Below are 23,909 nucleotides of genomic sequence, written 5' to 3'. Positions count from 1 at the left end.
ACCAGGTCACACAGAGGTTGCCTGCGCCTGGTCACTTTGTTGATCGGCCGTCGCCAGCGGCAGCAGGATGCTGAACGTCGCACCCTGCCCCTCTTGGCTCTCGACCTGGATTCGTCCACCGTGGGCCTGCACGATCTGCTCGGAAATATACAAGCCAAGCCCCAATCCACCACTGGCCTGGTGCGCCGCAACCCGCTCGAACTGCTGGAAGATCCGCTGCTGGTTGGCGGCACTGATGCCGATGCCGTGATCCTGGACCTGCACACAGGCCATGCCGGTTTGTTCGAACACCCGCACCTGGACTGGGCGTCGCTCGCCATAGCGCAAGGCATTGGACAGCAAGTTGGCGAGCACCTGCTCGATACGGAACTCGTCCCACTCCCCCTGCAGCGCGTCGCAGCGTTGCAGCTCGATGTGGGTGTCCAACGCCGTTGCCTGGGCCGAGAAGTTCTCCACCAGGCCGCGCACCAACTGCGACAGGTCGAACAGCCGCGGGCGGATCGACAGCTTGCCGGTGCGGATGCGCGACACGTCGAGCATGTCCTCGATCAGCCGAATCAAGCTGTTGATCTGCCGTTCGTCACGCTCGACCATCGCATGCAGGTGGGTTTCGCTGAACGCCGCGAGGTTGCCCCGCGACAAATGCATCTTGCGCAGCTGGGTCTCCAGGATCAGGCCGTTGAGCGGCGTGCGCACTTCGTGGGAAACGATCGACATGAAGTCATCGCGCATGCGCACCGCACGCTCCAGCTCGCTGCGTGCCACCTGCAGCTGGGCAAGCAGTTGCTCCTGCTCCTGCCGGCTGCGCTCGAGCGCTTCCAACTGACGCCCGAGCACCTGGCGCTGGCGATAAAGGTCGACGAACACCGACACCTTGCTCTTGACCGCCTGGGTGTCCAACGGCTTGTGCAGGAAGTCCACCGCGCCGCTCTCGTAGCCCTTGAAGGCATAGTTCATCTCGCGGCCAGCAGCGCTGACGAAGACGATCGGAATGTTCTTGGTCTTCTCCATGCCGCGCATCAGCTCGGCCAGCTCGAAACCATTCATGCCCGGCATCTGCACATCGAGGATGGCCAGGGCGAACTCGTGCTCGAGCAGCAGCGACAAGGCCTGCTCGGCCGACTGGGCGCGGTGCACCTCACGGTCCTCACCCTGGATCAGGGCATCGAGGGCCAGCAGGTTTTCCGGCAGATCGTCGACGATCAGCAGTTTGGCGATGATGTGGCTTAGCATGCGCTGGGTTCCAGGGTGGCGAGCAACTGCCCGATACCGCTCAGAGAAAGAATATGGTCGGGGCGATGCAGGGCCAGTGCGGCCTCCGGCATCAGCGCAACCTGTGCGTCGCGGGGGTCCTGGACCACGGTCCGGCCTCCGCACTTCTTGATGTAGGCAAGGCCCTCGGCGCCATCTTCGTTGGCACCGGTGAGCAGCACGCCGAGCAGCCCTTCGCCATAGGCATCGGCAGCCGAGGCGAAAAGGAAGTCGATCGCCGGGCGCGAAAAGTGTACCGGTGCCTCCTGGCTCAGCGACAGGCTCAGGTCGCGCTCCACCGACAGGTGATAACCGGGCGCTGCAACATAGATCTGCCCGGCCTCGATCCGTTCCTTGTCACGAGCCTCGCGCACCGGGCGATGCAACCGGCGCTGCAGCACCTCGGCCAGTTGGCTGTGGCGGTCATCCGGCAGGTGCAGCACACACAGCACCGGCTGGGCGAAGCCCTCTGGCAAGCCGCCAAGCACCTCGAACAAGGCCGCGACGCCACCGGCCGAGGCGCCGATGACCACTGCGCGCACGCCGTTCATGTCTTGCGGTAGATCCGCTCGGGCCTGACCAAAGGCTCGAAGCGGTCGCTATAGGCCGAAAAATCCACCGATTCCTTACTGCCCAGGAACAGGAAGCCGCGATGGCACAACGACTCGTGGAACAGCCCCAGGGCACGGTCCTGCAAGTCTTTGTTGAAGTAGATCAGCACATTGCGGCATGACACCAACTGGGTTTCGGAAAACACGCTGTCGGTGGCCAGGCTGTGGTCGGCGAAAGTCACGTTGTCACGCAGGCTGCTGTCCATGATGGCGTTGCCGTAAGCAGCAGTGTAGTACTCGGAGAAGTCGCGCCGCCCTCCGGCCTTGCGGTAGTTCTCCTCGTACTCGCGCAGGCTTTGCATCGAGTAGATGCCCTGCTTGGCCTTCTCCAGCGAGCTGGGGTTGATGTCGGTGGCGTAGATGATGGTGCGCTCCAGCAACCCTTCCTCGCGCAGCAGGATGGCCATGGAGTACACCTCCTCTCCCGTGCTGCAACCGGCGATCCAGATCTTCAGTGAGGGCCAGGTGCGCAGCAGCGGCACCACCTCCTCGCGCAAGGCGAGGAAGTGGTCGGGGTCGCGGAACATCTCGCTGACCGGGATCGTCAGGTATTGCAGCAACTGCATGAACATGCCCGGGTCGTGCAGTACCCGCTCCTGCAGCGCAGTCACGGTACGGCAGTCGAACTGTCGCAGGGCATGGAGGATCCGGCGCTTGATCGACGCGCCTGAGTAGTCACGGAAGTCGTAGCTGTACTTGAGGTAGATCGCCTCGATCAGCAGCCGGATCTCGATATCGGTGTTGCGTTCGCTAGTCAAATTCGCTCCAGTTGCGGCAGCCAGACGCGGATCAGGGAGAACAGGCGATCAAGGTCGATCGGCTTGGCCAGGTAATCGTTGGCACCCGCCTGCAGGCAACGCTGCTGGTCATCCTTCATGGCCTTGGCCGTCACGGCGATGATCGGCAGCTTGCGCCAGCGGGGCTGCTGGCGGATCAGCCGGGTCGCTTCATAGCCGTCCATTTCCGGCATCATCACGTCCATCAGCACCAGGTCGACATCATCGTGCTGCTCAAGGCGCTCCAGCGCTTCCCGGCCGTTGCGCCCGATCTCGACGATAGCGCCCTTGTGCTCCAGGGCACTGGTCAGGGCGAAGATGTTACGCACATCGTCGTCCACCAGCAGGATCTTGCGCCCCTCGAACACCTTGTCGCGGCTGCGCGCGGTCTTGAGCATGCGCTGGCGCTCGTGGGACAGTTGCGACTCGACCTTGTGCAGGAACAGCGTCACTTCGTCGAGCAGACGCTCCGGCGAGCGCGCGCCCTTGATGATGATCGAACGCGAGTACTTGAGCAGGTCGGCTTCTTCTTCGCGGGTGAGGTTCCGCCCGGTGTAGACGATCACTGGCGGGAAGCTGCGGATGTCTTCGGCCGTCATGCGCTTGAGCAGCTCGTTGCCGAGCATGTCGGGCAGCTTGAGATCGATGATCATGCAGTCGTAGATGTTCTCGCGCAGCAGCTCCAGGGCCTCCTGGGCCATGGCCACGGCGGTGATCTCGATGTCGTCGTCGCCGATCAGGCGGGCGATGCTCTCACGCTGCAGGTCGTCGTCCTCCACCAACAGGATGTGCTTGAGCTTCTGCGTCAGCTTGGCTTCCAGGCGGTTGAACACCTCCTTGAGCTCCTCGCGGCTCGCCGGCTTGACCGCGTAGCCCACCGCGCCCATGTGCATGGCGGCCTCGACGCGGTCTTCCACCGAGATGATGTGCACGGGGATGTGCCGGGTGTTGGCCTGCTCCTTGAGGCGCTGTAGCACAGTGAGCCCGGAATGGTCGGGCAGACGCATGTCCAGCAGCACGGCATCAGGCACGTACTGTGCCGCCAGGGCGAAGCCTTCGTCGGCGCCATGGGCGACCAGGCAGTTGTAGCCCAGTTCATGGGCCAGGTCGTAGAGGATCCGGGCGAAATTCGGCTCGTCCTCGATCACCAGGATGCAGCGATTGGCGAACGGCGCCTGCTCGCGATCGTCGGCAAATGCGGGAATCGGCAGCGGCTGTTGAGGTGCAGCCAGCGCGCGCGGTGGCGGCGGCAACTGATCGAGGGTCGGGCGCAGGCTGTGGGCCTCTTCCTGTCCATCCACCGATTCGTAGCGCTCGGGAATGATCAGGCTGAACACGCTGCCCTGGCCGGGACTGCTGTCGACGCTGATCTGGCCACCGAGCAAGTGCGCCAGGTCGCGTGAGATCGACAGGCCCAGACCGGTGCCACCATAGCGGCGGTTGCTGGTGCCGTCGACCTGATGGAAAGCACCGAAGATTGCCTGTTGCTGGTCGGCGGCGATACCGATGCCGCTGTCACGCACGGCAAAGACGATGCCCATGCCGACCTGATGACTGATGTTCAGGCTCACCTGGCCACGCTCGGTGAACTTGATGGCGTTGGACAGCAGGTTCTTGAGGATCTGCTCCAGACGCTGTCGGTCGGTGAACAGGGTCGCCGGCACCTGCGACTCCAGCTTCACCTCGAAACTCAGGCCCTTGTCATCGGCCAGCGGCTGGAACATGCCGCGCAGTCCTTCGACCAGGCGCACCATCTGGGTGGTCTCAGGACGCACTTCGAGCTTGCCCGCCTCGACCTTGGCGATGTCGAGAATATCGTTGATCAGGTTGAGCAGATCGTTGCCAGCCGAATAGATCGACTCGGCAAACTTGACCTGTTCCTGGCTGAGGTTGCCCTCGCCATTCTCGGCCAGCAGCTTGGCCAGGATCAGCGAACTGTTGAGCGGCGTGCGCAGCTCGTGGGACATATTGGCGAGGAATTCGGACTTGTACTTGCTGGAACGCTGCAAGTCCTCGGCACGCGCCTGCAGTTCCACTTGCGCAGCATTGAGCTCGCTGTTCTTGCGGTCCAGGGCGACGGTGCGCTCGGCCAGTTGCTCGTTGGTCTGCTCGAGCTCGGCCTGCTGGGTCTCCAGGTGGGCCTGGGACTCCTTGAGCACCCGCGACTGCTCTTCAAGCTCCTCGTTGGCGGTCTTGAGCTCCTCTTGCTGGACCTGAAGTTCTTCATTCAGTTGTTGAGTTTCGGCAAGCACTTCCTGCAGGCGCTGGCGATAGCGCGCGCTCTCCAGGGAGATGCCGAGGTTTTCGCTGATCCGTTCCAGCAATTCGACATCACGCTCCTGCAGCGGTCGCAGGAAGCCCAGTTCGAGTACGCCATTGACCTGGTTGTTGTCACTGGCCGGCGCCAGCAAGGCACTGCGCGGCAGCCCGCTGCCCAGGCCGGAGCTCAGCCGGTAGTAATCCTGCGGCAGGTCATCCAGACGCAGCACGCGACGCTCGCGCACCACCTGGGCCAGCAGGCCATCGTGCTCGGCCATTACCTGCTCGCGCCCCTGCTGTTCGGCATCGAGCCCATAGCTGGCCACGCGCACCAGGCGCCCATGACTGTCACGGATATACAGTGCACCGACCACACTACCCAAGTAGCCGGCGAAGAAGCGCAAGATGTTGTCCCCCAGCATGGTCAGCGTCAGTTGCCCAATGACCTCCTGCCCCAACTGGGTCTGCCCGTTGCGCAACCAGGCCTGGTGTTCCAGACGCTCGGCCGAACGCTGCTGCGCCTGCAGGTTGTTGACATAGCTTTCGGACAGCGCCAACAGGTCACGCCGCCCCAAGTAGGCCAGCAGCGCACTGAGGCCGACGATGAACAGCACGAATGCGCTGATCGCGGTGATGGTGACCGTGCTGACCTTCTCGTTGCGCGCCATGCGCAGCTGCTGCTCGGTGGCAACGAAGTCGTCGAATTCCTTGCGGATCTCGTCAGTGATGCGCTTGCCGCGACCATTGCCGATTATGCCGCGAAAATCGCCCTGGTCGCGGCGCACCTTGATCAGTTCGCTACCGAACTCGTTCCAGGCACGCTGAAGGGCCACCAGCCGGTCGATGCGATCGACCTGCGGTGGGTTGTCCAGGACCATGCCACGCAGGCTGTCCAGACTGCTGAAGATTCTCGGCTTGGCCACCTCGTAGGGGTCGAGGAAGCGCTCGTCGCCGGTGATCAGAAAACCGCGCATGCCGGTTTCCATGTCGATCGACAGCTTGACCGTTTCGTTGGCATTGCCAATCACCCGATCGGTGTGCTCGACCCACTGCATGGCCGAGAGCAAATAGTTGATCACCGCAACGAAGGCGACGGCGCCCAGCAGGCCGACACCCAACGGGAGGCCGACGTTACGGCTCAGCAGCTTGCGAAAACTGCGTTGATCCATGGAGGCTGCTTGAATCATCTGATAACGCCCGAGCGAAATAAGTCCATTGAACAGTGTGTGGCCACTACATTCAGTCATTGTTGTATGCCGCTGCCACCCCCGCACCTGGTGCGAGTCTAACCAGCTTTGCCTGATCTGACAGGGCATTTAGCCAGTATTTGAAGCTATCCGCAGCCAATCGTTCCATCCGATTGCAGGGGCCGCTATCCTGACGGAACTTCTGCCTGTGCAACAGGCACAGAGTAAAGACATTTCCCTTACGTGACAGGATTCAAACCATGCACCTTCTGGTAGTCGAAGACGACGACATCGTTCGTATGCTGATGGTCGACGTGCTCGACGAATTGGGCTACACCACCATCGAGGCGCAGGACGCCACCACAGCCTTGAGGATTCTCGAGGATGGCACGCAACCCCTGTCGCTGCTGATGACCGATGTCGGCCTTCCTGACATGCGCGGCGAAGCGCTGGCCGCCAAAGCCCGGGAAATCCGGCCGCTGCTGCCGGTGCTGTTCGCCAGTGGCTACGCCGAGAACGTCAATGTCCCCGAGGGCATGCACCTGATCGGCAAGCCATTCAGCATCGACCAACTGCGCGATAAGGTCGTGGAAATCCTCGGGACGCCCTGACGCGGGCCTCACCTCTCACGGCGCAACAGGTAGGTATCCATGATCCAGCCCTTGCGCCGCCGCGCGTCCTCGCGCACTTGCACGATCTGTGTCTTGACCTCCACCAGCTTGCCCGCCACCAGGATCTCGTCTGCCGTTCCCAGATAAGCCCCCCAGTAGATCGTCAGGCCCGGGTCGCCCAGCGCGGTGAATGCGCACTGTCCATCGAGCATGACCACGACGTTGTCGATCACTGCCTGCTCGGCCAGGCGCCGCGCCGGCAGTACGATCAGGGGTTCGCCAATGCGGTTCAGCGCGATCCGGTGTCGCGCGGCCAAGGCCTGGACACTGCTGATCCCAGGGATGATTTCAAGCTGCAGCGCCGCCCCGCGCTCGCGCACCAGGTCAAGAATGCGCAAGGTGCTGTCATACAGCCCCGGCTCGCCCCACAACAGGAAGGCGCCGATATCGTCGTCCGCCAGTTCATCCTCGAGCATGCGGGCGTACAGGGCTGCGCGCGCGCGGTGCCAGTCCTGCACCGCACCGACATAGTCCTGGTGCTGCCCGTCCCGCCGCGGATCCTCCAGTTGCACCAGGCGATACCCACCCTCGGGGACATAGCGCTCGAGCATGAGTTTACGCAGTTGCAACAGCTCATGCTTGTCGCCACCTTTATCGAGCACGAAGAACACCGTGGCGCGGCGCAACGCGTCGACGGCCTCGAAAGTGACCTGACGGGGGTCGCCCGGGCCTATACCGATCAACAGAAGTTGCTTCATGGCATTGCCTCGCTGCCCGTACCGCCGATCATTGTTCATCGCCCAGGGGTATTTGGCAAAGTGCGTCAGAACACCGCGAAGTTGTAACTGACGATGACCCGTGTCTCGTCCATGTCACGCGCCCATCGTTCGTAGTTGCTGCGATACGTGGAGTTGCGCAGACGCACGCTGAGATCTTTGAAGGTGCCGCTCTGGACCTGGTACTTGAGTTCGCTGTCACGCTCCCATTCCTTGCCTTGGGCGCTGCTGCCCGGCACCTGGATATGATCACCGTTGATATAGCGAGTGAAGAAGCTCAAGCCAGGAATGCCCAACGCCTTGAAATCGTAGTCATACCGCAATTGCCAGGAACGCTCACCAGCGGCTGCGAAGTCGTTGACCTGAGCGTAATTGACCAGATAAGGGTTGCTGCCATCCAGATAAGGCATGGCGCTGTCGCCATACATGCGTTGCCAGCCGGCACTGAACTTGTGCCCGCCCAGGCTGTAGCCGAGCATGCCGCTGAACGCTCGGTGCTCGATCTCACCGGCGCGTGCGTTGCCGATATCGTCGCTCTTGATCAGGCGCAGGTCCGCAGAAAGCGCGCCCACCGCCAAAGGTTGCGTGGCGACCAGCCCGAGGAAGTGCTGGCGGTAGATATTCTCGAGCTTCGACACCTGGTACTGGGCACTGAGGCGATCATTGACGCGGTAATCGACGCCCGCCAGATCGAAGTGGTCGGCCTGGATATCGCAGGCGTAACGCTTGTTCTTGCAGTGCACGCGAATATCCTGGCGATCACTGGAGTCTCGCGCGGTGTACTTGTCCAGACGGGCCACGGTGAACTTCAGGTCGCGCAACTCTTCGGACGTCAGCATTGCACCGTGGAACATGGTGGGCAGCAGACGACCATCGTTGTACTTGAGCAGCGGCACGTCCGGCATCATCGCGCCATAACGCAGTACCGTCCGGGACACCTTCATCTTTGCCGCCACGCCCAGCTTGGCGTATTGATCGGCAGAATGGCGCGGGTCATGCCCACTTGAGGGCAGCAGACCACTGTTGCTGTCGGCGGGGCTGGAATCGAGCTTGAAACCTAGCATGCCCAGCGCATCGACACCGAACCCGAGCGTGCCGTCGGTGTAGCCGGAACGGGCATCGAGAATGAAACCCTGCGCCCATTCCTCGCGCTTGGAAGCACCCTGGGCGGAACTGCTGTGGCCGTCACGAAAGTCCCGGTTGAAATAGACATTGCGCGCCTCGACCTTGGCGTGACTGTCTTCGAAAAAACCATCGGCCTGCGCACCGGCTGCCGCGCACAACAAGGACAGGCCGGCAATACTGCGGCCAGGGGCGAGAGGAAAGGGAGAGCACATGCAGGGGAACATCCAGAAGAGGCGAGAAACATGCCGATGCACTATCGGGCACACATGCCGCGAGGCACTCAACATTAAACGAAGACGACGCGCCATTTTCACGCGGGCGCTCTAGTCGGGCCATTGGACCATGGTATGAAAGCTGTTGCAGAGGCCTGGAAAGCGCACTGAGTTTGCGGTTCGTGACGCCCAGAAAGTTCCTTACTTGCCGCTAAAAGTTTGAGGTTTACCGAACACTGGGCCACGTCTACACTCTTGTTCAGCGAACAGTTTCACCCATCCGCGTGGCCGGCGTTTATTACTGTTGCATGTTCGTCACGCCATGCCACGGCCGACTGACAGGAGTGATGAAAGTGTCCAGACTTGCAGAGTTTCGTGCGGCCGAAAAAGCACTTCAGGAGCAAATCGCGCAACTGGAGACAATGAAAAAGGACGCCAGCCTTAAACGCGAGATCGAGTTCGAGCAGAAACTACTCGGGCTGATGAAAAGCTATGACAAGGGCTTGCGTGACATTGTCGCGATCCTTGACCCCAAGGGCGTGAAAGCCAGCGCGAAAACCTCGACCAGCCCCGCCAAGCAGCAACGCCGTCCGCGCGTGGTCAAGGTCTACGAGAACCCGCACACCGGCGAGCTGATCGAGACCAAGGGTGGCAACCACCGTGGCCTGAAAGCGTGGAAGGAACAGTACGGTGCGGCCACGGTGGAATCCTGGGTACGCTGATGAAACATCCACGCCTGCTTCACAGTTTTTTCACATCGGCTGGGCGAGTATCGAACCAGCTAAAGGACTAGCGACCCCATCACGCGCCCGCACATGCGGGCCTCTAATTCCAGCGCCCTGCCTTCGTGCAGGGCGCTTTCATTTGCGCAATCGCTTCACTGCCGTATCATGGCCGTCCTGTTTTCACCGTCGGCGCGGTCTGCGCCGGCCTTGTCTCTGGAGCCCCCATGAGCCTGAACGATCTGCAAACCCTGCCCGGCGTCACCGCCCAGCCCGACACCGCTACCGCAAAATTCGTCTTCAATCACACCATGCTGCGGGTCAAGGATATCGAGAAGTCGCTGGACTTCTACACCCGCGTGCTGGGCTTTCGCCTGGTAGACAAGCGCGATTTCCCCGAAGCGAAGTTCAGCCTGTACTTCCTGGCCCTGGTCGACCCGGCGCAGATTCCTGCCGATGACGCCGCACGCCACCAGTGGATGAAATCCATTCCAGGCGTGCTGGAGCTGACCCACAACCACGGCACCGAGAGCGATGCCGAGTTCGCCTACCACAACGGCAACACCGATCCGCGCGGCTTTGGCCACATCTGCATCTCGGTGCCGGACGTACGTGAGGCCTGTGCACGCTTCGAAGCGCTGGAGGTGCCCTTCCAGAAACGCCTGCAGGATGGCCGCATGAACCACCTGGCGTTCGTCAAGGACCCGGATGGCTACTGGGTCGAAGTCATCCAGCCGACCGAACTGAAGGGCTGACCGCAGCAGGTCACGCTCGTCGGGGCCGGGAACTTCCGGCCCCACGCTGTGGTACATAGAGGTGAGCGCTTCCAAACCAGCACAGCGAGGTAAGGACGATGCAAACCCTTCACTGTGAGTACCGTGAGCACACCATCACCGCCAGTGTGATGCCCCACCCCGATTCTCCCCTGCCCTACGCCGCCGGCTGCCTGATCACCGATCCCGAAGGCCATACCAGCAGGCGCCTGTCGATGCCCATGAAGTTCTTCTCCGACCTGGAAAACGCCCAGCACGTTTCTCTGGCGCACGGCCGCGCCCTGGTGGACGAGCGACTGGATAAAGGGCAGAGGGTGTTCTGAGGGCATTCAAGCCATCACGGGGATCCCCGTGATGGCAACCGTTCAGGCTTCACGGGCGTAAGCGACCGCGGCCTCCACTTGCTCTACGGTCGGTCTGATACCGGTGTACAGCACGAACTGCTCCAGCGCCTGCAACGCAATCACGTCGAGCCCAGTGATCACCGGCTTGCCCAGCTCCTGGGCGAGAACGATCAGCGGGGTCATCGCCGGCATGGCCACTACGTCAAATACGAGTTGCGCAGCATCGACCGCCTCACGTGGGAAGGCCAGCTCCTGCGCCTGCGGCCCGCCGGCCATGCCAATGGGGGTCACGTTGACCAGCATCGGCGGACACAGGTCGCCCAGCTCGCGCTGCCAGCGATACCCGCAGGTATCTGCCAGTTGCCGCCCGGCCTGCTCGTTGCGGGCAATGATCAGGCCCTCGCGGAAACCTGCGTCACGCAGCGCACTGGCCACCGCCTTGGCCATGCCGCCGCTGCCGCGCAGGGCAAAGGCGGTGGCCGGATCGACCTGGTGCGACTCCAGCAGTTGGCGCACAGCCAGGTAATCGGTGTTGTAGGCCTTCAAGTGACCGTTGGTGTTGACCAGCGTGTTCACCGACTCGATGGCTGCCGCGGAGGGATCGATCTCGTCCACCAGGGCCATGCACGCCTCTTTGTAGGGCATGGACACACCGCATCCGCGGATACCCAGGGCGCGGATGCCACCCACTGCCGCAGGCAGGTCCTGGGTGGTCATGGCCTTGTAGTAGTAGTCCAGCCCCAACTGTTGATAGAGGTGGTTGTGGAAACGCACGCCGAAAGTGCCCGGACGTCCGGCAAGGGAAATGCACAGTGTCGTGTCCCTGCTGGGTGCAATCGCCATATCTGCTCCTGTCGTTGATGACTGAATCGTTTCTGCGAGCGTACCAGACCTGACCGTCAATCGCCCCTTACACAACCTTTACCTTGCACCTGTGCTCTCTTTACCGATTTCGCGGTCTTATTGATAAGCCCCAAGTGTGGGGTTATCGCGAGGATTCATTCATGAACCGTCTCATCCCCGGAATCGCCCTGCTGGTCGGCGCACTGGCCGTCAGCGGGCAGGCAGCCGCCCATGGCGGCGGTTGGGGCCCAGGCCCTGTACTCGGTGCAGCCGTGGTCGGTGCCGTGGTCGGGGCAGCAGTATCCGGCGGCCATGACCGCACCGTCTATGTGGAGCGCCAACCGGCCTATTATCCGCCGCCTCCGGTCTATGTGCAGGCGCCACCGCCGCCGGTGTATTACCAGCCCTATGTCGTCGAGCGCTATGTACCCGCGCCGCCGCCAGTGTATCGCCGCTACTACGGCCCGCCGCCGGTGTACTACGGCCCGCCGCGCTGGTGACCTGCACTTGTCGTTGAAAAAAGTAATGACCACTATCGAGCAAGTTGATTTCAAACAGCGTCGGCTGCTGCGTAAGGTAGGGCCATGTTTCACAGGAGGTCCAACATGGCCACTATCCACATCATGTCTGTCGTCGGCAGTGCTGTCCCTGCTCCCTTGCGCGCTCAAGGCCTGCTGGCCTGCTGGTACCTGATGCGCAACGGCGAGCCCGTCAGCGGCCCTCTGGATTCCCGCGCCAAGGCCCAGGCCATGGCCGAACAGCTGCAGGCCGGCACCCTTACCGCCTGACCACCGTTTTTGTTGACCGTTTCATGTGTTGTGCGTTGCTCCTTACGCTTCTTTCTGCCCGCCTCTGGCGGGCTTTTTTTCGCCTGTGCGAAAGCGCGGGGACCATTTGTCGCAACAGGCGGGAAAAACCGATACAGCATGAAGGTTTTTTCATTTCGACGCTGGGCCTGGACGAGCAATCGACAGCCGCTGAGCCATACTCCACAATGCAGCGGTTTTCGGGGGAAACCCTTGCACAGCCAACGACATACCAACTATTAGTGAGCCTCAACGTGAAAACTTCCCTGTCCATCCTCAGCCTGCTGCTGGCGCTCACAGGAACCGCGATCCTTCCGTCGACCGCTGCTGCACAATCCCCGGCCCAGGCACAACGCGATCCTTCCAAACTGCACCTGGCTTCCGGCAGCGCCTTGCTGATCGACCTGAATACCAACAAAGAGCTGTACTCCAGCCACGCCGACCGCGTGGTGCCCATCGCCTCGGTCACCAAGCTGATGACCGCCATGGTAGTGCTCGACGCCAAGCTGCCGATGGACGAGATGCTCACCATGACCATCGCCAACAACCCTGACCTCAAGGGTGTCTTTTCCCGCGTCCGCCCCGGCAGCGAGCTGAACCGCCGCGAGACCCTGCTGATTACCCTGATGTCGTCGGAGAACCGCGCGGCCAACACCCTGGCCAACCACTATCCCGGCGGCTATGGCGCGTTCATCAAGGCGATGAACGCCAAGGCCCGCAGCCTGGGCATGACCCAGACCCGCTACGTCGAGCCGACTGGCCTGTCGACGCACAACGTCTCCACTGCCCATGACCTGGCCAAGCTGCTGATCGCCTCGCGCAACTACCCGATGCTCAGCGAGCTCTCGACCACCCGCGAGAAGACCGTAGCCTTCCGCAAACCCAATTACACTTTGGGCTTTCGCAACACCGATCATCTGGTGAACAAGAGCAACTGGGATATCAAGCTGACCAAGACCGGCTTCACCAACGAGGCGGGGCACTGCCTGGTACTGCTGACCAGGATGGACAACCGCCCGGTGGCGATGGTGATTCTCGACGCCTACGGCAAGTTCACCCACTTCGCCGATGCCGGGCGCCTGCGCCAATGGCTGGAAACCGGCTCGGCCAAGGCCGCGCCGGCGGTGGCGATGCAGTACAAGTCAGACCGCCAGAACCGCTCGCGCGTGGCGTCCGAGTAAGTCACCACGTTCAGGGCGGCCCGTTGCGGTCCGCCCTGCCCTCACCCTCAGGCAATGGTGCTGATCAAGTTGCCGGAGCTACTGCTGTTCAGCTTGCTCAAGGCCTGCAGCAACTGCGCGGTCGCCTGCTGGATCTGACCGCTGATGGTCGCGATCTGCGCCTGGACACCCGCCACCGCAGCCAGCTTGGCCTTCTCGTCCATCGGTTGCGCCTGAACCTCGGACAGCCGCTTCTGGGCGTCGGCCAGTTGCTTCTGCATTTGCTTGATCAGCTCACGCAACTGGCGGATGTGTGACGGCTCGCTGCTGTTGTCGCTGCTCTTGGCCTTGTCGGCCTTGTCAGACGGTGCCGGCATGGCGACCTGGGCGCCGCCAGCCGCGCTGCTGCTCTTTTCAGTGTCGCTGGCCTGGGCGGCCGTCTGCAGCGCAGACGACTGCCCATTCACGCCGGTGACATTGACACTTGTGATCCCTACCATTTCCCTTCTCCGCAAGGATTTTGACCTGACCGCTGTATCGGCCGCCAAACGCCATGCTTGAGGCTTCATGCTTCCGGCAACAGGCTGCGCTCGAACAGAAAGGGGCCCACGCCTTGCGGCAGGTGCTCGTAAAGCTGTTGCGGCCGGCCCAGTCGCGGCTGATTGCGTTCGCCTGTATCACGCACCCAGCCTGCCTCCCTCAGACGCTCCAGGCGCTTGCGCAACGACGTGTTGTTCACCGGCCGCCCCAGGCACGCCTGCGCCGCACTCAACGCATCGAGCACCGTGAAACGCGTCGGCAGCAAGTACAGCGGCAGGCTGCTGTACAGGCTCTTGGCCGCCAGCCGCTCGCAGGTGCGCTGCACCAGCAGCCCATGATCGAACGGCAACAGCACTTTGCGGGTCGACAGGCTGTCGAGGTCGAAAAAGGCCAATTGCTCTGCCTCGATGGACTGCGCCGGGTCGAGCAATGCCAGGTAGTAGGTACTCAACGACCACCCGCGCGGATCACGAAAAGCGTTGCCTTCTGTACCGACCTGCTCCATGTGCCGAGGCAGAACCTGTGCCTTCTCTCGCAGCGCCCGCTCGGCCGCCGCATCCAGGCTATTGTCCGGTGTGCTGCCGTTGACGATGACACCCGGCAAGGCCCACTGGCCTCGATGCGGCTCTCGCTCGCGGCGGTGCAACAACACCTGCAACCCCTGCAAGTCCGGGGCAAGGCGCAATGCAACGATGTCCACGCTGGCCAAGACTTCAACTGCGCTCATGTCGACTCCTTGTTCAATACGCCATATTCCACCAGGTGTTTTTTGTGATGCAAGCCCTAGTCCCGAAAAAAGGCAGCTTGACACACTTATAATACCAGGTGAAATATATAGGCATTCCAGTGGAGGAACCTCCTGATGAAGATCGCCAGTTTCGACGTCGATGCCCAGAACGGCTTTACCGCTAACGCCCCGCAGGAGCTGCCGGTACCCGGCGGCCACCTGATTGCACCGGCGCTCAATGCCATGGCCCGTCGTGCCGACCTGCGCCTGGGCAGCAAGGATGCTCACCCTGCCAATGCCGCCTGGGTCGTGAGCGATGCCGCACAGATGCTTCAGCCACTGGCATTGACCAACGCCGACCTCACCTGGGTCAGCCACTGCGTGCCCGGCACACCCGGTTTCGAACTGCTGCCCGGCCTGCCTGCCCCGATCGATTACGACTATTTCGTCTGGAAAGGCGTGGAGCCTGACCTGCACCCCTACGGCGCCTGCTACCACGACCTGGCCGAGCACCGCTCCACCGGGGTCATCGAGTACCTCAAGGTTCACGCCGTCGAGGTCGTGCTGGTCGGCGGCCTGGCTTTGGATTACTGCGTGCGCACCACCGCGCTGCAACTGAACCGCGCCGGATTCCAGGTGCTGCTCTACCTACCGGCCTGCCGAGCACTGAGCGACGCCGGCGCCCAAGCTGCCTGCAGCGAGCTGGCTGCCGCCGGGGTAGTACTGTGCGCCAATGAGGAAGAGCTGGACCGCCAGCTCGCATTGTTCAAGGAGCCCCGCCCATGAGCGACGACGTTTTTGCCCCACGGATCATCCAGAACCTGCTGGATACCGACTTCTACAAGATCACCATGATGCAGGCGGTGCTGCACAACTACCCCAACGCCGAGGTGGAGTGGGAGCTGCGCTGCCGCAACGACGAAGACCTGTCGCCCTACCTTGCCGAAATCCGCTACCAGATCGAACAGTTGGCCGAGGTCTCGGTGACCCACGACCAGCTCGCCTACCTGGAAAAAATCCCCTTCATCAAGCCGGACTTCATCCGTTTCCTCAGCCTGTTTCGCTTCAACCTGCGTTATGTCCAGGTCGGACTGGACGATGCCGGGCAACTGGCGATCCGTATTCGCGGCCCCTGGCTGCACGTGATCCTCTATGAAATCCAGTTACTGGCAATCATTTGCGAGGTGCGTAATCGCTACCGCTATCGCGAAGTGACGATGGCACAGGTGGGCGAGCGCCTGTACCAGAAACTCGACTGGCTCAAGGCGCACGCCAGCAGCGATGAGCTGGCGGGGTTCCAGCTCGCTGACTTCGGTACCCGCCGACGCTTCTCCTATCCCGTACAGGATCAGGTGGTGCATATCCTCAAACGCGACTTCCCCGGGCGTTTCGTCGGCACCAGCAATGTCCACCTGGCCCGAGAATACGAACTCAAACCCATTGGTACCATGGCCCACGAATGGTTCATGGCCCACCAGCAGCTCGGCCCGCGCCTGGTCGATAGCCAGGTCGCAGCGCTGGAGTGCTGGGTGCGTGAATACCGAGGGTTGCTCGGCATCGCCCTGACCGACTGCATCGGCATGGACGCCTTCATGAAGGACTTCGACCTGTATTTCGGCAAGCTCTTCGATGGTCTTCGCCACGACTCCGGCGATCCACTGGCCTGGGCGGAAAAAGCCATCGCCCACTATGAGCGCCTGGGCATCGACCCGCTGAGCAAGACCCTGATCTTCTCCGACGGCCTGGATTTCGCCAAGGCACTGCAGCTCTACCGCGCGCTGCACGGGCGGATCAACGTCAGCTTCGGCATCGGCACCAACCTGACCTGTGACATTCCTGGCGTGAAGCCGATGAACGTGGTGATCAAGATGACCGCCTGCAACGGAGCCCCTGTCGCGAAGATCTCCGACAGCCCTGGCAAGACGCAGTGCCGGGACGAAAATTTCGTCGCCTACCTGCGCCATGTGTTCAAGGTGCCCGCCTGAGCCATCGTGCACTGGCAATTGCCCAAGCGCCGAATCTTTGCCTCTCCCCCTCGTTGCCGCGTGCAATTGTCGGTATGGTGTTGTCAAAGAAGGATGTTTTACCCGCACAGGAAAGACTTAGATGCCCCAACGCAATGTCATCAACGCCTCCGTCAGCCCCAAAGGCAGCCTGGAGACGCTGTCGCAACGTGAAGTCCAGCAACTGAGCGAAGTCGGTACCGGCAGTCTCTACACCCTGTTCCGCCAGTGCGCCCTGGCTATCCTCAACACCGGCGCCCATGTCGACAATGCCAAGACCATCCTCGAGGCCTACAAGGACTTCGAGGTCCGCATCCACCAGCAAGATCGCGGCGTGCGCCTGGAATTGCTCAATGCCCCGGCCGATGCCTTCGTCGATGGCGAGATGATCGCCAGCACCCGCGAAATGCTGTTCAGCGCCCTGCGTGACATCGTCTACACCGAAAGTGAGCTGGCCAGCCAACGCATCGACCTGGAAAGCTCCCAGGGCATCACCGACTACGTATTCCACCTGCTGCGCAACGCACGCACCCTGCGTCCGGGCGTGGAGCCGAAGATGGTGGTGTGCTGGGGCGGTCACTCGATCAGCAGCGAGGAGTACCAGTACACCAAGAAAGTCGGCCATGAACTGGGCCTGCGCAAGCTGGACGTCTGCACCGGCTGCGGCCCGGGCGTCATGAAGGGCCCGATGAAGGGCGCCACCATCGCTCACGCCAAGCAGCGCATGCACGGCAGCCGCTACCTCGGCCTGACCGAACCGGGTATCATCGCTGCCGAGGCGCCGAACCCCATCGTCAACGAGCTGGTGATCCTGCCGGATATCGAGAAGCGCCTGGAGGCCTTTGTCCGCGTCGGCCACGGCATCATCATCTTCCCCGGAGGCGCAGGCACGGCCGAGGAATTCCTGTACCTGCTCGGCATCCTCATGCATCCGGACAACCATGACCTGCCCTTCCCGGTCATTCTCACCGGCCCGCGCAGCGCCGAGCCGTTCCTGCAGCAACTGCATGCCTTCGTCGGTGCCACCCTCGGCGAAGCGGCGCAGCGCCACTACCAGATCATCATCGACGACCCGGCCGAAGTGGCCCGGCATATGGTCGAGGGGCTCAAGACGGTCAAGCAGTTCCGCCGCGAGCGCAACGACGCCTTCCACTTCAACTGGCTGCTGAAGATCGACGGTGGCTTCCAGCACCCGTTCGACCCGACCCACCAGAACATGGCCGATCTTGCCTTGCGTCGCGACCTGCCGCCCCATGAGCTGGCCGCCAACCTGCGTCGGGCGTTCTCGGGAATCGTCGCCGGCAACGTCAAGGACAAGGGCATTCGCCTGATCGAGGAGCATGGCCCGTACCAGATCCGCGGCGACCAGGCGATCCTCGACCCGTTGGGCAGGCTGTTGCAGGCCTTTGTCGACCAGCACCGGATGAAACTGCCCGGCGGCGCGGCCTACGTACCGTGCTACCAGGTCGTGACCTGACTGCGGTCGCGGCTCCAGCGCCAATCTGCGCGGATCAATCGCAGCGGTGAACTGCCACTGCGATTGATCCGCGCACGCGTCACCCCATGAGCAAACCTGTTATCTGCAATATCTTGCAGACAATTCCCACCCAAAGCAGTGAACCTGCCTACAAAAAAACGGTCTTTCGCTGACGGTCAATCCACCGACCGCTTCACGGCCCAGTCACCGGGCCTCCAACCGTACTGTTTCAGCGAAGACCACCATGCCCGAATTCCGCCGCGCCACCCTCGCCCTCGCCGCCCTGCTCGCCACTGCCCCGTCCATCCACGCCGAAGAATCCTCCAGCGACGCACGCTGGGTCAGCGACAGCCTGAGCACGTATGTGCGCAGTGGTCCGACCGATGGCCATCGCATCGTCGGCACGCTCAAGTCCGGGCAGAAGGTGTCGCTGATCGGCACCCAGGGCAACTACAGCCAGGTTCGCGGCCAAAGTGGCGATCTGGTGTGGATTCTTACCAGCGACCTGCAGACGGTCCCCGGCCAGAACGAACGCCTGCCGCAACTCGATGCCCAGGTCGCAGACCTGTCCGGCCAGCTCAAGACCATCGACGACAGCTGGAAGACGCGCGTGCAAGGCATGCAGGAAACCCTGGATTCGCGCAAGGCGCTGATCGATGAGCTGGAGTCGCGCAACAAGGCCCTCAACGAACAGCTCGAGCAGTCGCAGTCGAGCCTGCGCGACACCCAGGCACGCCTGGGCGACGAGAACAAGCAGGTGATGATGCGGTACATGGTCTACGGCGGCAGCATCGCCGGCGCCGGCTTGCTGGCCGGTCTGATCCTGCCGGCGCTGACCCGCGGGCGCAAACGCAACGACCGCTGGTTCTGAAGCCCTCAGCTGGCGGGTAACTGCCCGCCCGCCACCAGAAAGTCGATGAACAGCCGCACCCGCAGCGGCATGTGCCGCGCCTGCGGATAGATCAAGGTGAATGGTCGCGCCGTGCCACCGAAGGCCGGTAGCACTTCGACCAGCTCACCGCTGTCCAGGGCGTCCTGCACGGTGAAGCGGTACGCCTGCATCAGGCCGGCGCCATGTCGCGCGAGGGTGGCGGTGGCGAGAAAGTCGCCCAGGCAGGTGATCGAACCGCCGACCTCGATCTCCACCAGGCCACCGTCACGGCGAAAGGTCCAGGGCGCACTGCGTCCGCTACTGGGGATCTCGAACAGGATGCACTCATGCCGCGCCAGGTCTTCCGGTACCTGCGGATGGCCTGCTCGCGCCAGGTAGCCCGGGGTGCCCACCACCACCAGCTCGGCGTTTTCCAGGCGCCGTGCCACCAGGCGCGAATCGGCAGGCTCGCGTCCGCGGATGGCCAGGTCGAACTGCTCTTCGGCGAAATCGACATTGCGATTGCTGACATGCACGTCCACCTGCACTAGCGGGTAGCGCTCGCGAAAACGCGGCAGCCAGGGCAACAGACGGTGATGGGCGTAAGGCGTCGGCGCACTGACCCGCAGGCGTCCACGCGGCTCGATCTGGCCACCTGAAACTTCGCGCTCGGCCTCCACCAGTTGCCCAAGCGCCAGGCGGCACTGTTGGTAGTACATCTGCCCGGCATCGGACAAGCGCATCTGCCGCGTAGTACGCACGAACAACCGTACACCCAGGCGTTCTTCCAGGCGTGCCACCGAGCGGCTGACCGCCGCGGGCGTGACCCCGGCCTCGGTGGCTGCGGCAGTGAAGCTGCCGGTATCGGCAGCCAGGCAGAACAGCTCGAGGCTGCCCAGTTGAAGATCATCGAAATGGCGGGTCATGATGGCTCTATTGATTACATGAGGTATCGATTGAAATGCCATCCGCCATATTTTTCAACTTCAGATGAGGTCTTAGAGTGGCTCCACCTACGAACCAGCCGGTTCGCTTATCTGGAGACCACCATGAGCACCGCAAGAACCATCGTTATCACCGGCGCATCCAGCGGCTTGGGCTTTGCCCTCGCCAAGGCCTTTATCGAACGAGGCGACAACGTGGTCGGCAACGCCCGCACCCAGGCCCGCCTCGAGCAGGCCGCCATCGAGCTGGGCAATCCGGCAGCCTTCGTCGGCGTCGCTGGCGACATCGCCGACGCCAGTACCGCACCACGCCTGTTCGATACGGCGCTGCAAGTGTTCGGCCGCATCGATATCCTGGTCAACAATGCCGGGATCTTCATTCCCAAACCGTTCACCGACTACACCGAGCAGGACATCGACGCGCTGTTTGCCACCAACCTCAAGGGCTTCATCTACCCCTCCCAGGCCGCAGCGAAGATCATGAGCGCCCAAGGCCATGGACACATCGTCGCGATCACCGCCTCGGTCGCCATGCAGCCTAACGTGCGGGTACCCGCAGCGCTGCCGATCCTCGTCAAGGGTGGCCTGAACCAGGCGGTCAAGGGCCTGGCGCTGGAACTGGCCGGTAGCGGCGTACAGGTCAACGCCGTGGCTCCGGGGATCATCGAGACGCCCCTGCACAACAACGACGTCGCAGGCCTGGGTGTCTTGTCGCCGAGCGGGCGCACCGGCAAGCCGCAGGACATCGTCGATGCCGTGCTATACCTGACCGACGCACGTTTCGTCAGCGGCGTCGTACTTCCAGTAGACGGCGGCAGTACCGCCGGTACCTGGCACTGAAAACCCAAGGAGCCTGCCATGCCATACGTTCATATCCGTGTGACCGAAGAAGGGGTCACTGCCGAGCACAAGCGTCTGTTGATCGAAGGCACCACCGAACTGCTGCAACGGGTGCTGAACAAGCCACCAGCGAGTACCTTCGTGGTGATCGAGGAAGTGCCCACCGACAATTGGGGAGTGGGTGGAGAGACGATAACGGCGGTGCGCAAGCGCGAGCGGGGTTGACCCACATCATCGCCGTGGTCTTTTGGCGGGCAAGCCTGCCCAAGGACCACGGCGGTGCATGCCCGTGTTGGCAGTCGACACAGACGGTCATTGCCGCAACCGTTCCAAAGCCTCCAGCACATGCCCCGTGGCCCGCTCCACCTCACCTTCGCGGCAAGCGATTCCCAGCGCACGCCACAACCCCGGTCGCAACGGGCGTCGAGCGATGCGCCGATCCAGCTCAGGCGCCTCCCCCTCCTGGGGCAGCAATGTCGCGCCATACCCCGCAGCCACCAGGCTCTTGATCGCATCGTTGTAGTTCAACTCGATGCGCGCCTCCGGGTACAGCCCGGCCGCCGCGAACCAATCGCTGGTCACCCGCGAAAGCTGCGTGCTGCTGTCGTTGAGAATCAGCGCGCGCTGCCCGAGCCAGGCCGGTGTGACCCGCGCCGGAGGCTGCCAGTCGGCAGGCAGGTAGGCCATGATCGGGTCGCGTCGCCACGGGGTGAGTTTCACCCCCTTCACTGCCACCTGCGGCAGCGCCACCAGGCCGATGTCCAGGCTCCCCTCACGCACACGCGCCAGTGATGCTTGAGACGTGAGCACCTGAACCTGCACATCGATCCCCGGATGCTCACTGCGCAGGGCCGCCAATGCACTGGGCAACAGATGAGCGATGGCGCCAGTGGAGGCGCCCAGGCGCACCCGCCCGGTCAGCCCGGCCACCTGGCGTTGCACTTCATCCAGCGCCTGGTCTGCATCGGCCAGCAGCCGACGGGCACGCGCCAGCAGGGTTTCTCCGACCACCGTGGGCCGAACCTGCCCGCGGGTACGGGTAAGCAGCGCAGCCCCCACCCTCGCTTCAAGCTCGGCGACATGCAGGCTAATGGTCGGTGGTGCCAGGTTCAACTGGCGAGCGGCCTCGGCGAAAGAGCCAAGGTCGGCGATCACCACCAGTGTGCGCAGGCGGTCGAGGCTGATTTCTCGCAGGGTGCTGCTCCTTATGCTGTTGAACGTCGTGATTCATTTAATCTGAACATCGTCGTCATGATATTCAAATTTTCTTCAGATCAAACAACAGCGAGGATACACCCACTTCCTTCCTGAACGGATCCCCACCATGCACCAGCCCCTGATATTCATCGACGGCGACCAGGGCACCACCGGCCTGCAGATCCACGCCCGCCTGCACGGTCGCAGCGACCTTCGCCTGCTGACCCTGCCCGAGACCGAGCGCAAGGACCCGCAGCGCCGCCGCGAGGCCATCAACAGCGCCGATATCGCCCTGCTCTGCCTGCCCGACGCGGCCGCACGCGAGGCCGTGGCGACGATTCACAACCCGGCAGTACGGGTGATCGACGCCAGCTCTGCGCACCGCACCACCCCAGGATGGGTCTACGGCTTGCCGGAGCTGGACGAGCAGCAGGCCGAACGCATCGCCCAGGCCACACGGGTCAGCAATCCCGGTTGCTACCCGACCGGTGCCATCGCCCTGCTGCGTCCGCTGGTGCGCGCCGGCCTGCTGCCTGCGGACTACCCGCTGAGCGTGCATGCCATTTCCGGCTACTCCGGTGGTGGTCGGGCTGCGGTCGAGCGTCATGAGCAGTCGGGTGGCGATCCTGCCCCGGCGCTGCAGCTCTACGGCCTTGAGTTGGCGCACAAGCATGTCCCGGAGATCCAGGCCCATGCTGGCCTGAGCGCGCGCCCGGTGTTCCTGCCAGGCTATGGCGACTATCGCCAGGGCATCGTGCTGAGCATCCCGCTGCAGTTGCGCCTACTGTCGCCGGGCGTCACCGCCGAGCACCTGCAGGCCTGTCTCGAACAGCACTACCAGGGCGCGCGCCATGTCCAGGTAATGCCCCTGCACCAGCAAGGCCCAGCGACACCCTTGGACCCGCAGGCGCTGAACGGCAGCAACGACCTGCGCCTGGCACTGTATGCCAACCCCGAGCACGGGCAGGTCCTGCTGACGGCCGTGTTCGACAACCTGGGCAAGGGCGCTTCGGGTGCCGCAGTGCAGAACCTCGACCTGATGCTGGCAGCGATGCGCCAGTGAGGCCAAGCCGGTAAAAGCGGTTAGACTGTGCACCCCGCGTCATTCAGGCGCGGGGTGAGTTCAACCGCCGGAGCCTGTCCACCGATGTTCATCCTGAGCCGCCTCGACGGCGTGCCGCCCGAGTCCTTCCAGAACCAGATCCGCCAGCTGGTGATCGAACATGTCGGCGCGCTGAGCAGCGTCGCCATCACCGCAGACAACCCGCTGTATCCGCTGTACCAGTACGGTGTCGGCCTCGAAGTCCACCAATACCTGCAGGCCCTGGACGGCACCCGGGGCCTGGCCGTGGAGCTGGTCCTGGCACTGGACGCCGACGCCCCGGACCAACTGCTGGGTTTCGCCCTCGCCTTGCCCGCCCAGGATGACGCACACGCCTGTGTTCTGGCGTTTCTCGCCGTATCCCCTGCCCATCGTCGCGAGGGCATCGCCCGCGGACTGCTGACAGACCTGCAGGCACGCTACCGTTGCGTGGAGATGAGCGCGTTCGCCCACGCCGTGCCCTGGTTCGAGGCCATGGGCCTACAGGTCGTGAGCGCCACCGGGCCGCAGGTGCTGATGAGCAGCACCGGCAAGGCCAGCGGCGCGCTGGTCGGACGCCTGGACATCGCGCCTATCTACCAGACCCTGGAAGTACGTCAGATCCACGCCTACCTGCTCAAGCAGCATGGCGAAGAGGCGATGATCGACGCCGAACGTCAGCGCGATGAGCACCTTGACGAACTGGCGTTGCAGGCCCAAGCCTGCGTGGCGATGCGCAAGCGCGTGCATTGAGCCGAAATCGGTCGCCGCTC

At 62.9% G+C, this 23,909-nt stretch carries 26 protein-coding genes; 15 read left to right on the top strand and 11 right to left on the bottom strand.

Annotation, left to right across the window (positions count from 1 at the left end; genetic code table 11):
• Window positions 1–6: 6 nt before the first annotated feature.
• The 4 genes from ACNFHO_RS17780 to ACNFHO_RS17765 are packed head-to-tail and all read right to left on the bottom strand — an operon-like array spanning window position 7 to window position 6,084.
• Complete coding sequence (locus ACNFHO_RS17780; protein ID WP_063544794.1) at window positions 7–1,233, bottom strand: hybrid sensor histidine kinase/response regulator; 1,227 nt, start codon at window positions 1,231–1,233, stop codon at window positions 7–9.
• Window positions 1,227–1,802: a chemotaxis protein CheB gene (locus ACNFHO_RS17775; RefSeq protein WP_063544793.1), complete on the bottom strand. Its 576-nt coding sequence runs from the start codon at window positions 1,800–1,802 to the stop codon at window positions 1,227–1,229. The genes ACNFHO_RS17780 and ACNFHO_RS17775 overlap by 7 nt, the downstream gene beginning before the upstream one ends.
• The gene (locus ACNFHO_RS17770; RefSeq protein WP_063544792.1) at window positions 1,799–2,620 is read right to left on the bottom strand and encodes a CheR family methyltransferase; all 822 of its coding nucleotides are present in this window, start codon (window positions 2,618–2,620) and stop codon (window positions 1,799–1,801) included. The genes ACNFHO_RS17775 and ACNFHO_RS17770 overlap by 4 nt, the downstream gene beginning before the upstream one ends.
• Window positions 2,617–6,084, bottom strand: coding sequence for a response regulator (locus tag ACNFHO_RS17765; RefSeq protein WP_416766972.1), 3,468 nt, complete (start codon window positions 6,082–6,084; stop codon window positions 2,617–2,619). The genes ACNFHO_RS17770 and ACNFHO_RS17765 overlap by 4 nt, the downstream gene beginning before the upstream one ends.
• Window positions 6,085–6,344: 260 nt before the next feature.
• Between ACNFHO_RS17765 and ACNFHO_RS17760 the strand changes: the two genes are divergently transcribed.
• Window positions 6,345–6,695: a response regulator gene (locus ACNFHO_RS17760; protein ID WP_063544790.1), complete on the top strand. Its 351-nt coding sequence runs from the start codon at window positions 6,345–6,347 to the stop codon at window positions 6,693–6,695.
• A gap of 8 nt (window positions 6,696–6,703) precedes the next feature.
• Here the strand turns inward: ACNFHO_RS17760 and cobF are convergent, their stop codons facing one another.
• Together cobF and ACNFHO_RS17750 are read right to left on the bottom strand one after the other, a co-directional pair.
• Complete coding sequence (cobF, locus tag ACNFHO_RS17755; RefSeq protein WP_416766971.1) at window positions 6,704–7,453, bottom strand: precorrin-6A synthase (deacetylating); 750 nt, start codon at window positions 7,451–7,453, stop codon at window positions 6,704–6,706.
• A 65-nt stretch (window positions 7,454–7,518) separates the two neighbouring features.
• A complete protein-coding gene (locus ACNFHO_RS17750; protein ID WP_416766970.1) occupies window positions 7,519–8,808 on the bottom strand; it encodes an OprD family porin in 1,290 nt (429 codons plus the stop codon).
• 353 nt (window positions 8,809–9,161) lie between these two features.
• Between ACNFHO_RS17750 and ACNFHO_RS17745 the strand changes: the two genes are divergently transcribed.
• From ACNFHO_RS17745 to ACNFHO_RS17735, 3 genes are all read left to right on the top strand, one after another.
• Complete coding sequence (locus ACNFHO_RS17745; protein WP_416766969.1) at window positions 9,162–9,530, top strand: histone-like nucleoid-structuring protein, MvaT/MvaU family; 369 nt, start codon at window positions 9,162–9,164, stop codon at window positions 9,528–9,530.
• Between the two features lie 227 nt (window positions 9,531–9,757).
• Window positions 9,758–10,285: a lactoylglutathione lyase gene (gloA, locus tag ACNFHO_RS17740; RefSeq protein ID WP_054891270.1), complete on the top strand. Its 528-nt coding sequence runs from the start codon at window positions 9,758–9,760 to the stop codon at window positions 10,283–10,285.
• 98 nt (window positions 10,286–10,383) lie between these two features.
• Entirely contained in the window at window positions 10,384–10,626 is a 243-nt protein-coding gene (locus tag ACNFHO_RS17735) for a hypothetical protein (protein ID WP_063544787.1), read from the top strand.
• Window positions 10,627–10,668: 42 nt separating this feature from the next.
• Here the strand turns inward: ACNFHO_RS17735 and ACNFHO_RS17730 are convergent, their stop codons facing one another.
• A complete protein-coding gene (locus ACNFHO_RS17730) occupies window positions 10,669–11,490 on the bottom strand; it encodes a shikimate 5-dehydrogenase (protein WP_416766968.1) in 822 nt (273 codons plus the stop codon).
• A gap of 161 nt (window positions 11,491–11,651) precedes the next feature.
• Here ACNFHO_RS17730 and ACNFHO_RS17725 point away from each other — a divergent pair, with 161 nt between their 5' ends.
• The 3 genes from ACNFHO_RS17725 (at window position 11,652) to pbpG (ending at window position 13,477) form a co-directional block, all read left to right on the top strand.
• A complete protein-coding gene (locus ACNFHO_RS17725) occupies window positions 11,652–11,990 on the top strand; it encodes a hypothetical protein (RefSeq protein WP_054891267.1) in 339 nt (112 codons plus the stop codon).
• Window positions 11,991–12,095: 105 nt separating this feature from the next.
• A complete protein-coding gene (locus ACNFHO_RS17720; RefSeq protein WP_054891266.1) occupies window positions 12,096–12,278 on the top strand; it encodes a hypothetical protein in 183 nt (60 codons plus the stop codon).
• 272 nt (window positions 12,279–12,550) lie between these two features.
• Window positions 12,551–13,477: a D-alanyl-D-alanine endopeptidase gene (gene pbpG, locus ACNFHO_RS17715; RefSeq protein ID WP_153773534.1), complete on the top strand. Its 927-nt coding sequence runs from the start codon at window positions 12,551–12,553 to the stop codon at window positions 13,475–13,477.
• Between the two features lie 47 nt (window positions 13,478–13,524).
• Here the strand turns inward: pbpG and ACNFHO_RS17710 are convergent, their stop codons facing one another.
• Both ACNFHO_RS17710 and ACNFHO_RS17705 read right to left on the bottom strand, forming a co-directional pair.
• Window positions 13,525–13,956, bottom strand: coding sequence for a hypothetical protein (locus ACNFHO_RS17710; RefSeq protein ID WP_054891264.1), 432 nt, complete (start codon window positions 13,954–13,956; stop codon window positions 13,525–13,527).
• A 65-nt stretch (window positions 13,957–14,021) separates the two neighbouring features.
• The gene (locus ACNFHO_RS17705; RefSeq protein ID WP_063544783.1) at window positions 14,022–14,723 is read right to left on the bottom strand and encodes an NrtR DNA-binding winged helix domain-containing protein; all 702 of its coding nucleotides are present in this window, start codon (window positions 14,721–14,723) and stop codon (window positions 14,022–14,024) included.
• Window positions 14,724–14,858: 135 nt separating this feature from the next.
• Here ACNFHO_RS17705 and ACNFHO_RS17700 point away from each other — a divergent pair, with 135 nt between their 5' ends.
• The 4 genes from ACNFHO_RS17700 (at window position 14,859) to ACNFHO_RS17685 (ending at window position 19,074) form a co-directional block, all read left to right on the top strand.
• Window positions 14,859–15,509 carry a nicotinamidase gene (locus tag ACNFHO_RS17700; RefSeq protein WP_112898154.1) on the top strand — a complete coding sequence of 217 codons (651 nt, stop codon included), beginning with the start codon at window positions 14,859–14,861 and terminating at the stop codon, window positions 15,507–15,509.
• Complete coding sequence (gene pncB / locus ACNFHO_RS17695) at window positions 15,506–16,708, top strand: nicotinate phosphoribosyltransferase (RefSeq protein ID WP_416766967.1); 1,203 nt, start codon at window positions 15,506–15,508, stop codon at window positions 16,706–16,708. The genes ACNFHO_RS17700 and pncB overlap by 4 nt, the downstream gene beginning before the upstream one ends.
• A 121-nt stretch (window positions 16,709–16,829) precedes the next feature.
• The gene (gene ppnN / locus ACNFHO_RS17690; protein ID WP_054925383.1) at window positions 16,830–18,203 is read left to right on the top strand and encodes a nucleotide 5'-monophosphate nucleosidase PpnN; all 1,374 of its coding nucleotides are present in this window, start codon (window positions 16,830–16,832) and stop codon (window positions 18,201–18,203) included.
• A gap of 244 nt (window positions 18,204–18,447) precedes the next feature.
• The gene (locus tag ACNFHO_RS17685; RefSeq protein ID WP_054895397.1) at window positions 18,448–19,074 is read left to right on the top strand and encodes a TIGR04211 family SH3 domain-containing protein; all 627 of its coding nucleotides are present in this window, start codon (window positions 18,448–18,450) and stop codon (window positions 19,072–19,074) included.
• Window positions 19,075–19,079: 5 nt separating this feature from the next.
• On the opposite strand, the gene ACNFHO_RS17680 is transcribed toward ACNFHO_RS17685, so the two are convergent.
• Window positions 19,080–20,000 (bottom strand): LysR family transcriptional regulator, encoded by a 921-nt coding sequence (locus ACNFHO_RS17680; RefSeq protein ID WP_416766966.1) that lies wholly within the window; start codon window positions 19,998–20,000, stop codon window positions 19,080–19,082.
• A gap of 123 nt (window positions 20,001–20,123) precedes the next feature.
• Between ACNFHO_RS17680 and ACNFHO_RS17675 the strand changes: the two genes are divergently transcribed.
• Together ACNFHO_RS17675 and ACNFHO_RS17670 are read left to right on the top strand one after the other, a co-directional pair.
• Entirely contained in the window at window positions 20,124–20,858 is a 735-nt protein-coding gene (locus ACNFHO_RS17675) for an SDR family NAD(P)-dependent oxidoreductase (RefSeq protein WP_416766965.1), read from the top strand.
• An 18-nt stretch (window positions 20,859–20,876) separates the two neighbouring features.
• A complete protein-coding gene (locus tag ACNFHO_RS17670; protein ID WP_054895394.1) occupies window positions 20,877–21,083 on the top strand; it encodes a tautomerase family protein in 207 nt (68 codons plus the stop codon).
• Window positions 21,084–21,170: 87 nt separating this feature from the next.
• On the opposite strand, the gene ACNFHO_RS17665 is transcribed toward ACNFHO_RS17670, so the two are convergent.
• Window positions 21,171–22,052: a LysR family transcriptional regulator gene (locus ACNFHO_RS17665; RefSeq protein WP_063544776.1), complete on the bottom strand. Its 882-nt coding sequence runs from the start codon at window positions 22,050–22,052 to the stop codon at window positions 21,171–21,173.
• 130 nt (window positions 22,053–22,182) lie between these two features.
• On the opposite strand from ACNFHO_RS17665, the gene argC reads away from it, so the two are divergent.
• A complete protein-coding gene (argC, locus tag ACNFHO_RS17660; RefSeq protein WP_416766964.1) occupies window positions 22,183–23,118 on the top strand; it encodes an N-acetyl-gamma-glutamyl-phosphate reductase in 936 nt (311 codons plus the stop codon).
• An 84-nt stretch (window positions 23,119–23,202) separates the two neighbouring features.
• Window positions 23,203–23,889, top strand: a complete 687-nt coding sequence (locus ACNFHO_RS17655; RefSeq protein ID WP_112898149.1) for a GNAT family N-acetyltransferase — start codon at window positions 23,203–23,205, stop codon at window positions 23,887–23,889.
• Window positions 23,890–23,909: the final 20 nt, after the last annotated feature.

Origin of the sequence: Pseudomonas sp. NY15374 (assembly GCF_048068255.1) — a bacterium.
GTDB lineage: Bacteria > Pseudomonadota > Gammaproteobacteria > Pseudomonadales > Pseudomonadaceae > Aquipseudomonas > Aquipseudomonas machongensis.
The sequence above is the reverse complement of the archived record's forward strand: the minus strand, read 5'-3'. Positions and strand labels throughout refer to the sequence as shown.

What these genes read in the sequence shown, in the direction of transcription:
- ACNFHO_RS17780 (WP_063544794.1), bottom strand. Translation starts at nt 1,233, where the DNA reads ATGCTAAGCCACATCATCGCCAAACTGCTGATCGTCGACGATCTGCCG.
- ACNFHO_RS17775 (WP_063544793.1), bottom strand. Translation starts at nt 1,802, where the DNA reads ATGAACGGCGTGCGCGCAGTGGTCATCGGCGCCTCGGCCGGTGGCGTC.
- ACNFHO_RS17765 (WP_416766972.1), bottom strand. Translation starts at nt 6,084, where the DNA reads ATGATTCAAGCAGCCTCCATGGATCAACGCAGTTTTCGCAAGCTGCTG.
- ACNFHO_RS17760 (WP_063544790.1), top strand. Translation starts at nt 6,345, where the DNA reads ATGCACCTTCTGGTAGTCGAAGACGACGACATCGTTCGTATGCTGATG.
- cobF (WP_416766971.1), bottom strand. Translation starts at nt 7,453, where the DNA reads ATGAAGCAACTTCTGTTGATCGGTATAGGCCCGGGCGACCCCCGTCAG.
- ACNFHO_RS17750 (WP_416766970.1), bottom strand. Translation starts at nt 8,808, where the DNA reads ATGTGCTCTCCCTTTCCTCTCGCCCCTGGCCGCAGTATTGCCGGCCTG.
- gloA (WP_054891270.1), top strand. Translation starts at nt 9,758, where the DNA reads ATGAGCCTGAACGATCTGCAAACCCTGCCCGGCGTCACCGCCCAGCCC.
- ACNFHO_RS17735 (WP_063544787.1), top strand. Translation starts at nt 10,384, where the DNA reads ATGCAAACCCTTCACTGTGAGTACCGTGAGCACACCATCACCGCCAGT.
- ACNFHO_RS17730 (WP_416766968.1), bottom strand. Translation starts at nt 11,490, where the DNA reads ATGGCGATTGCACCCAGCAGGGACACGACACTGTGCATTTCCCTTGCC.
- ACNFHO_RS17725 (WP_054891267.1), top strand. Translation starts at nt 11,652, where the DNA reads ATGAACCGTCTCATCCCCGGAATCGCCCTGCTGGTCGGCGCACTGGCC.
- ACNFHO_RS17720 (WP_054891266.1), top strand. Translation starts at nt 12,096, where the DNA reads ATGGCCACTATCCACATCATGTCTGTCGTCGGCAGTGCTGTCCCTGCT.
- ACNFHO_RS17710 (WP_054891264.1), bottom strand. Translation starts at nt 13,956, where the DNA reads ATGGTAGGGATCACAAGTGTCAATGTCACCGGCGTGAATGGGCAGTCG.
- ACNFHO_RS17705 (WP_063544783.1), bottom strand. Translation starts at nt 14,723, where the DNA reads ATGAGCGCAGTTGAAGTCTTGGCCAGCGTGGACATCGTTGCATTGCGC.
- ACNFHO_RS17700 (WP_112898154.1), top strand. Translation starts at nt 14,859, where the DNA reads ATGAAGATCGCCAGTTTCGACGTCGATGCCCAGAACGGCTTTACCGCT.
- pncB (WP_416766967.1), top strand. Translation starts at nt 15,506, where the DNA reads ATGAGCGACGACGTTTTTGCCCCACGGATCATCCAGAACCTGCTGGAT.
- ppnN (WP_054925383.1), top strand. Translation starts at nt 16,830, where the DNA reads ATGCCCCAACGCAATGTCATCAACGCCTCCGTCAGCCCCAAAGGCAGC.
- ACNFHO_RS17685 (WP_054895397.1), top strand. Translation starts at nt 18,448, where the DNA reads ATGCCCGAATTCCGCCGCGCCACCCTCGCCCTCGCCGCCCTGCTCGCC.
- ACNFHO_RS17680 (WP_416766966.1), bottom strand. Translation starts at nt 20,000, where the DNA reads ATGACCCGCCATTTCGATGATCTTCAACTGGGCAGCCTCGAGCTGTTC.
- ACNFHO_RS17675 (WP_416766965.1), top strand. Translation starts at nt 20,124, where the DNA reads ATGAGCACCGCAAGAACCATCGTTATCACCGGCGCATCCAGCGGCTTG.
- ACNFHO_RS17670 (WP_054895394.1), top strand. Translation starts at nt 20,877, where the DNA reads ATGCCATACGTTCATATCCGTGTGACCGAAGAAGGGGTCACTGCCGAG.
- argC (WP_416766964.1), top strand. Translation starts at nt 22,183, where the DNA reads ATGCACCAGCCCCTGATATTCATCGACGGCGACCAGGGCACCACCGGC.
- ACNFHO_RS17655 (WP_112898149.1), top strand. Translation starts at nt 23,203, where the DNA reads ATGTTCATCCTGAGCCGCCTCGACGGCGTGCCGCCCGAGTCCTTCCAG.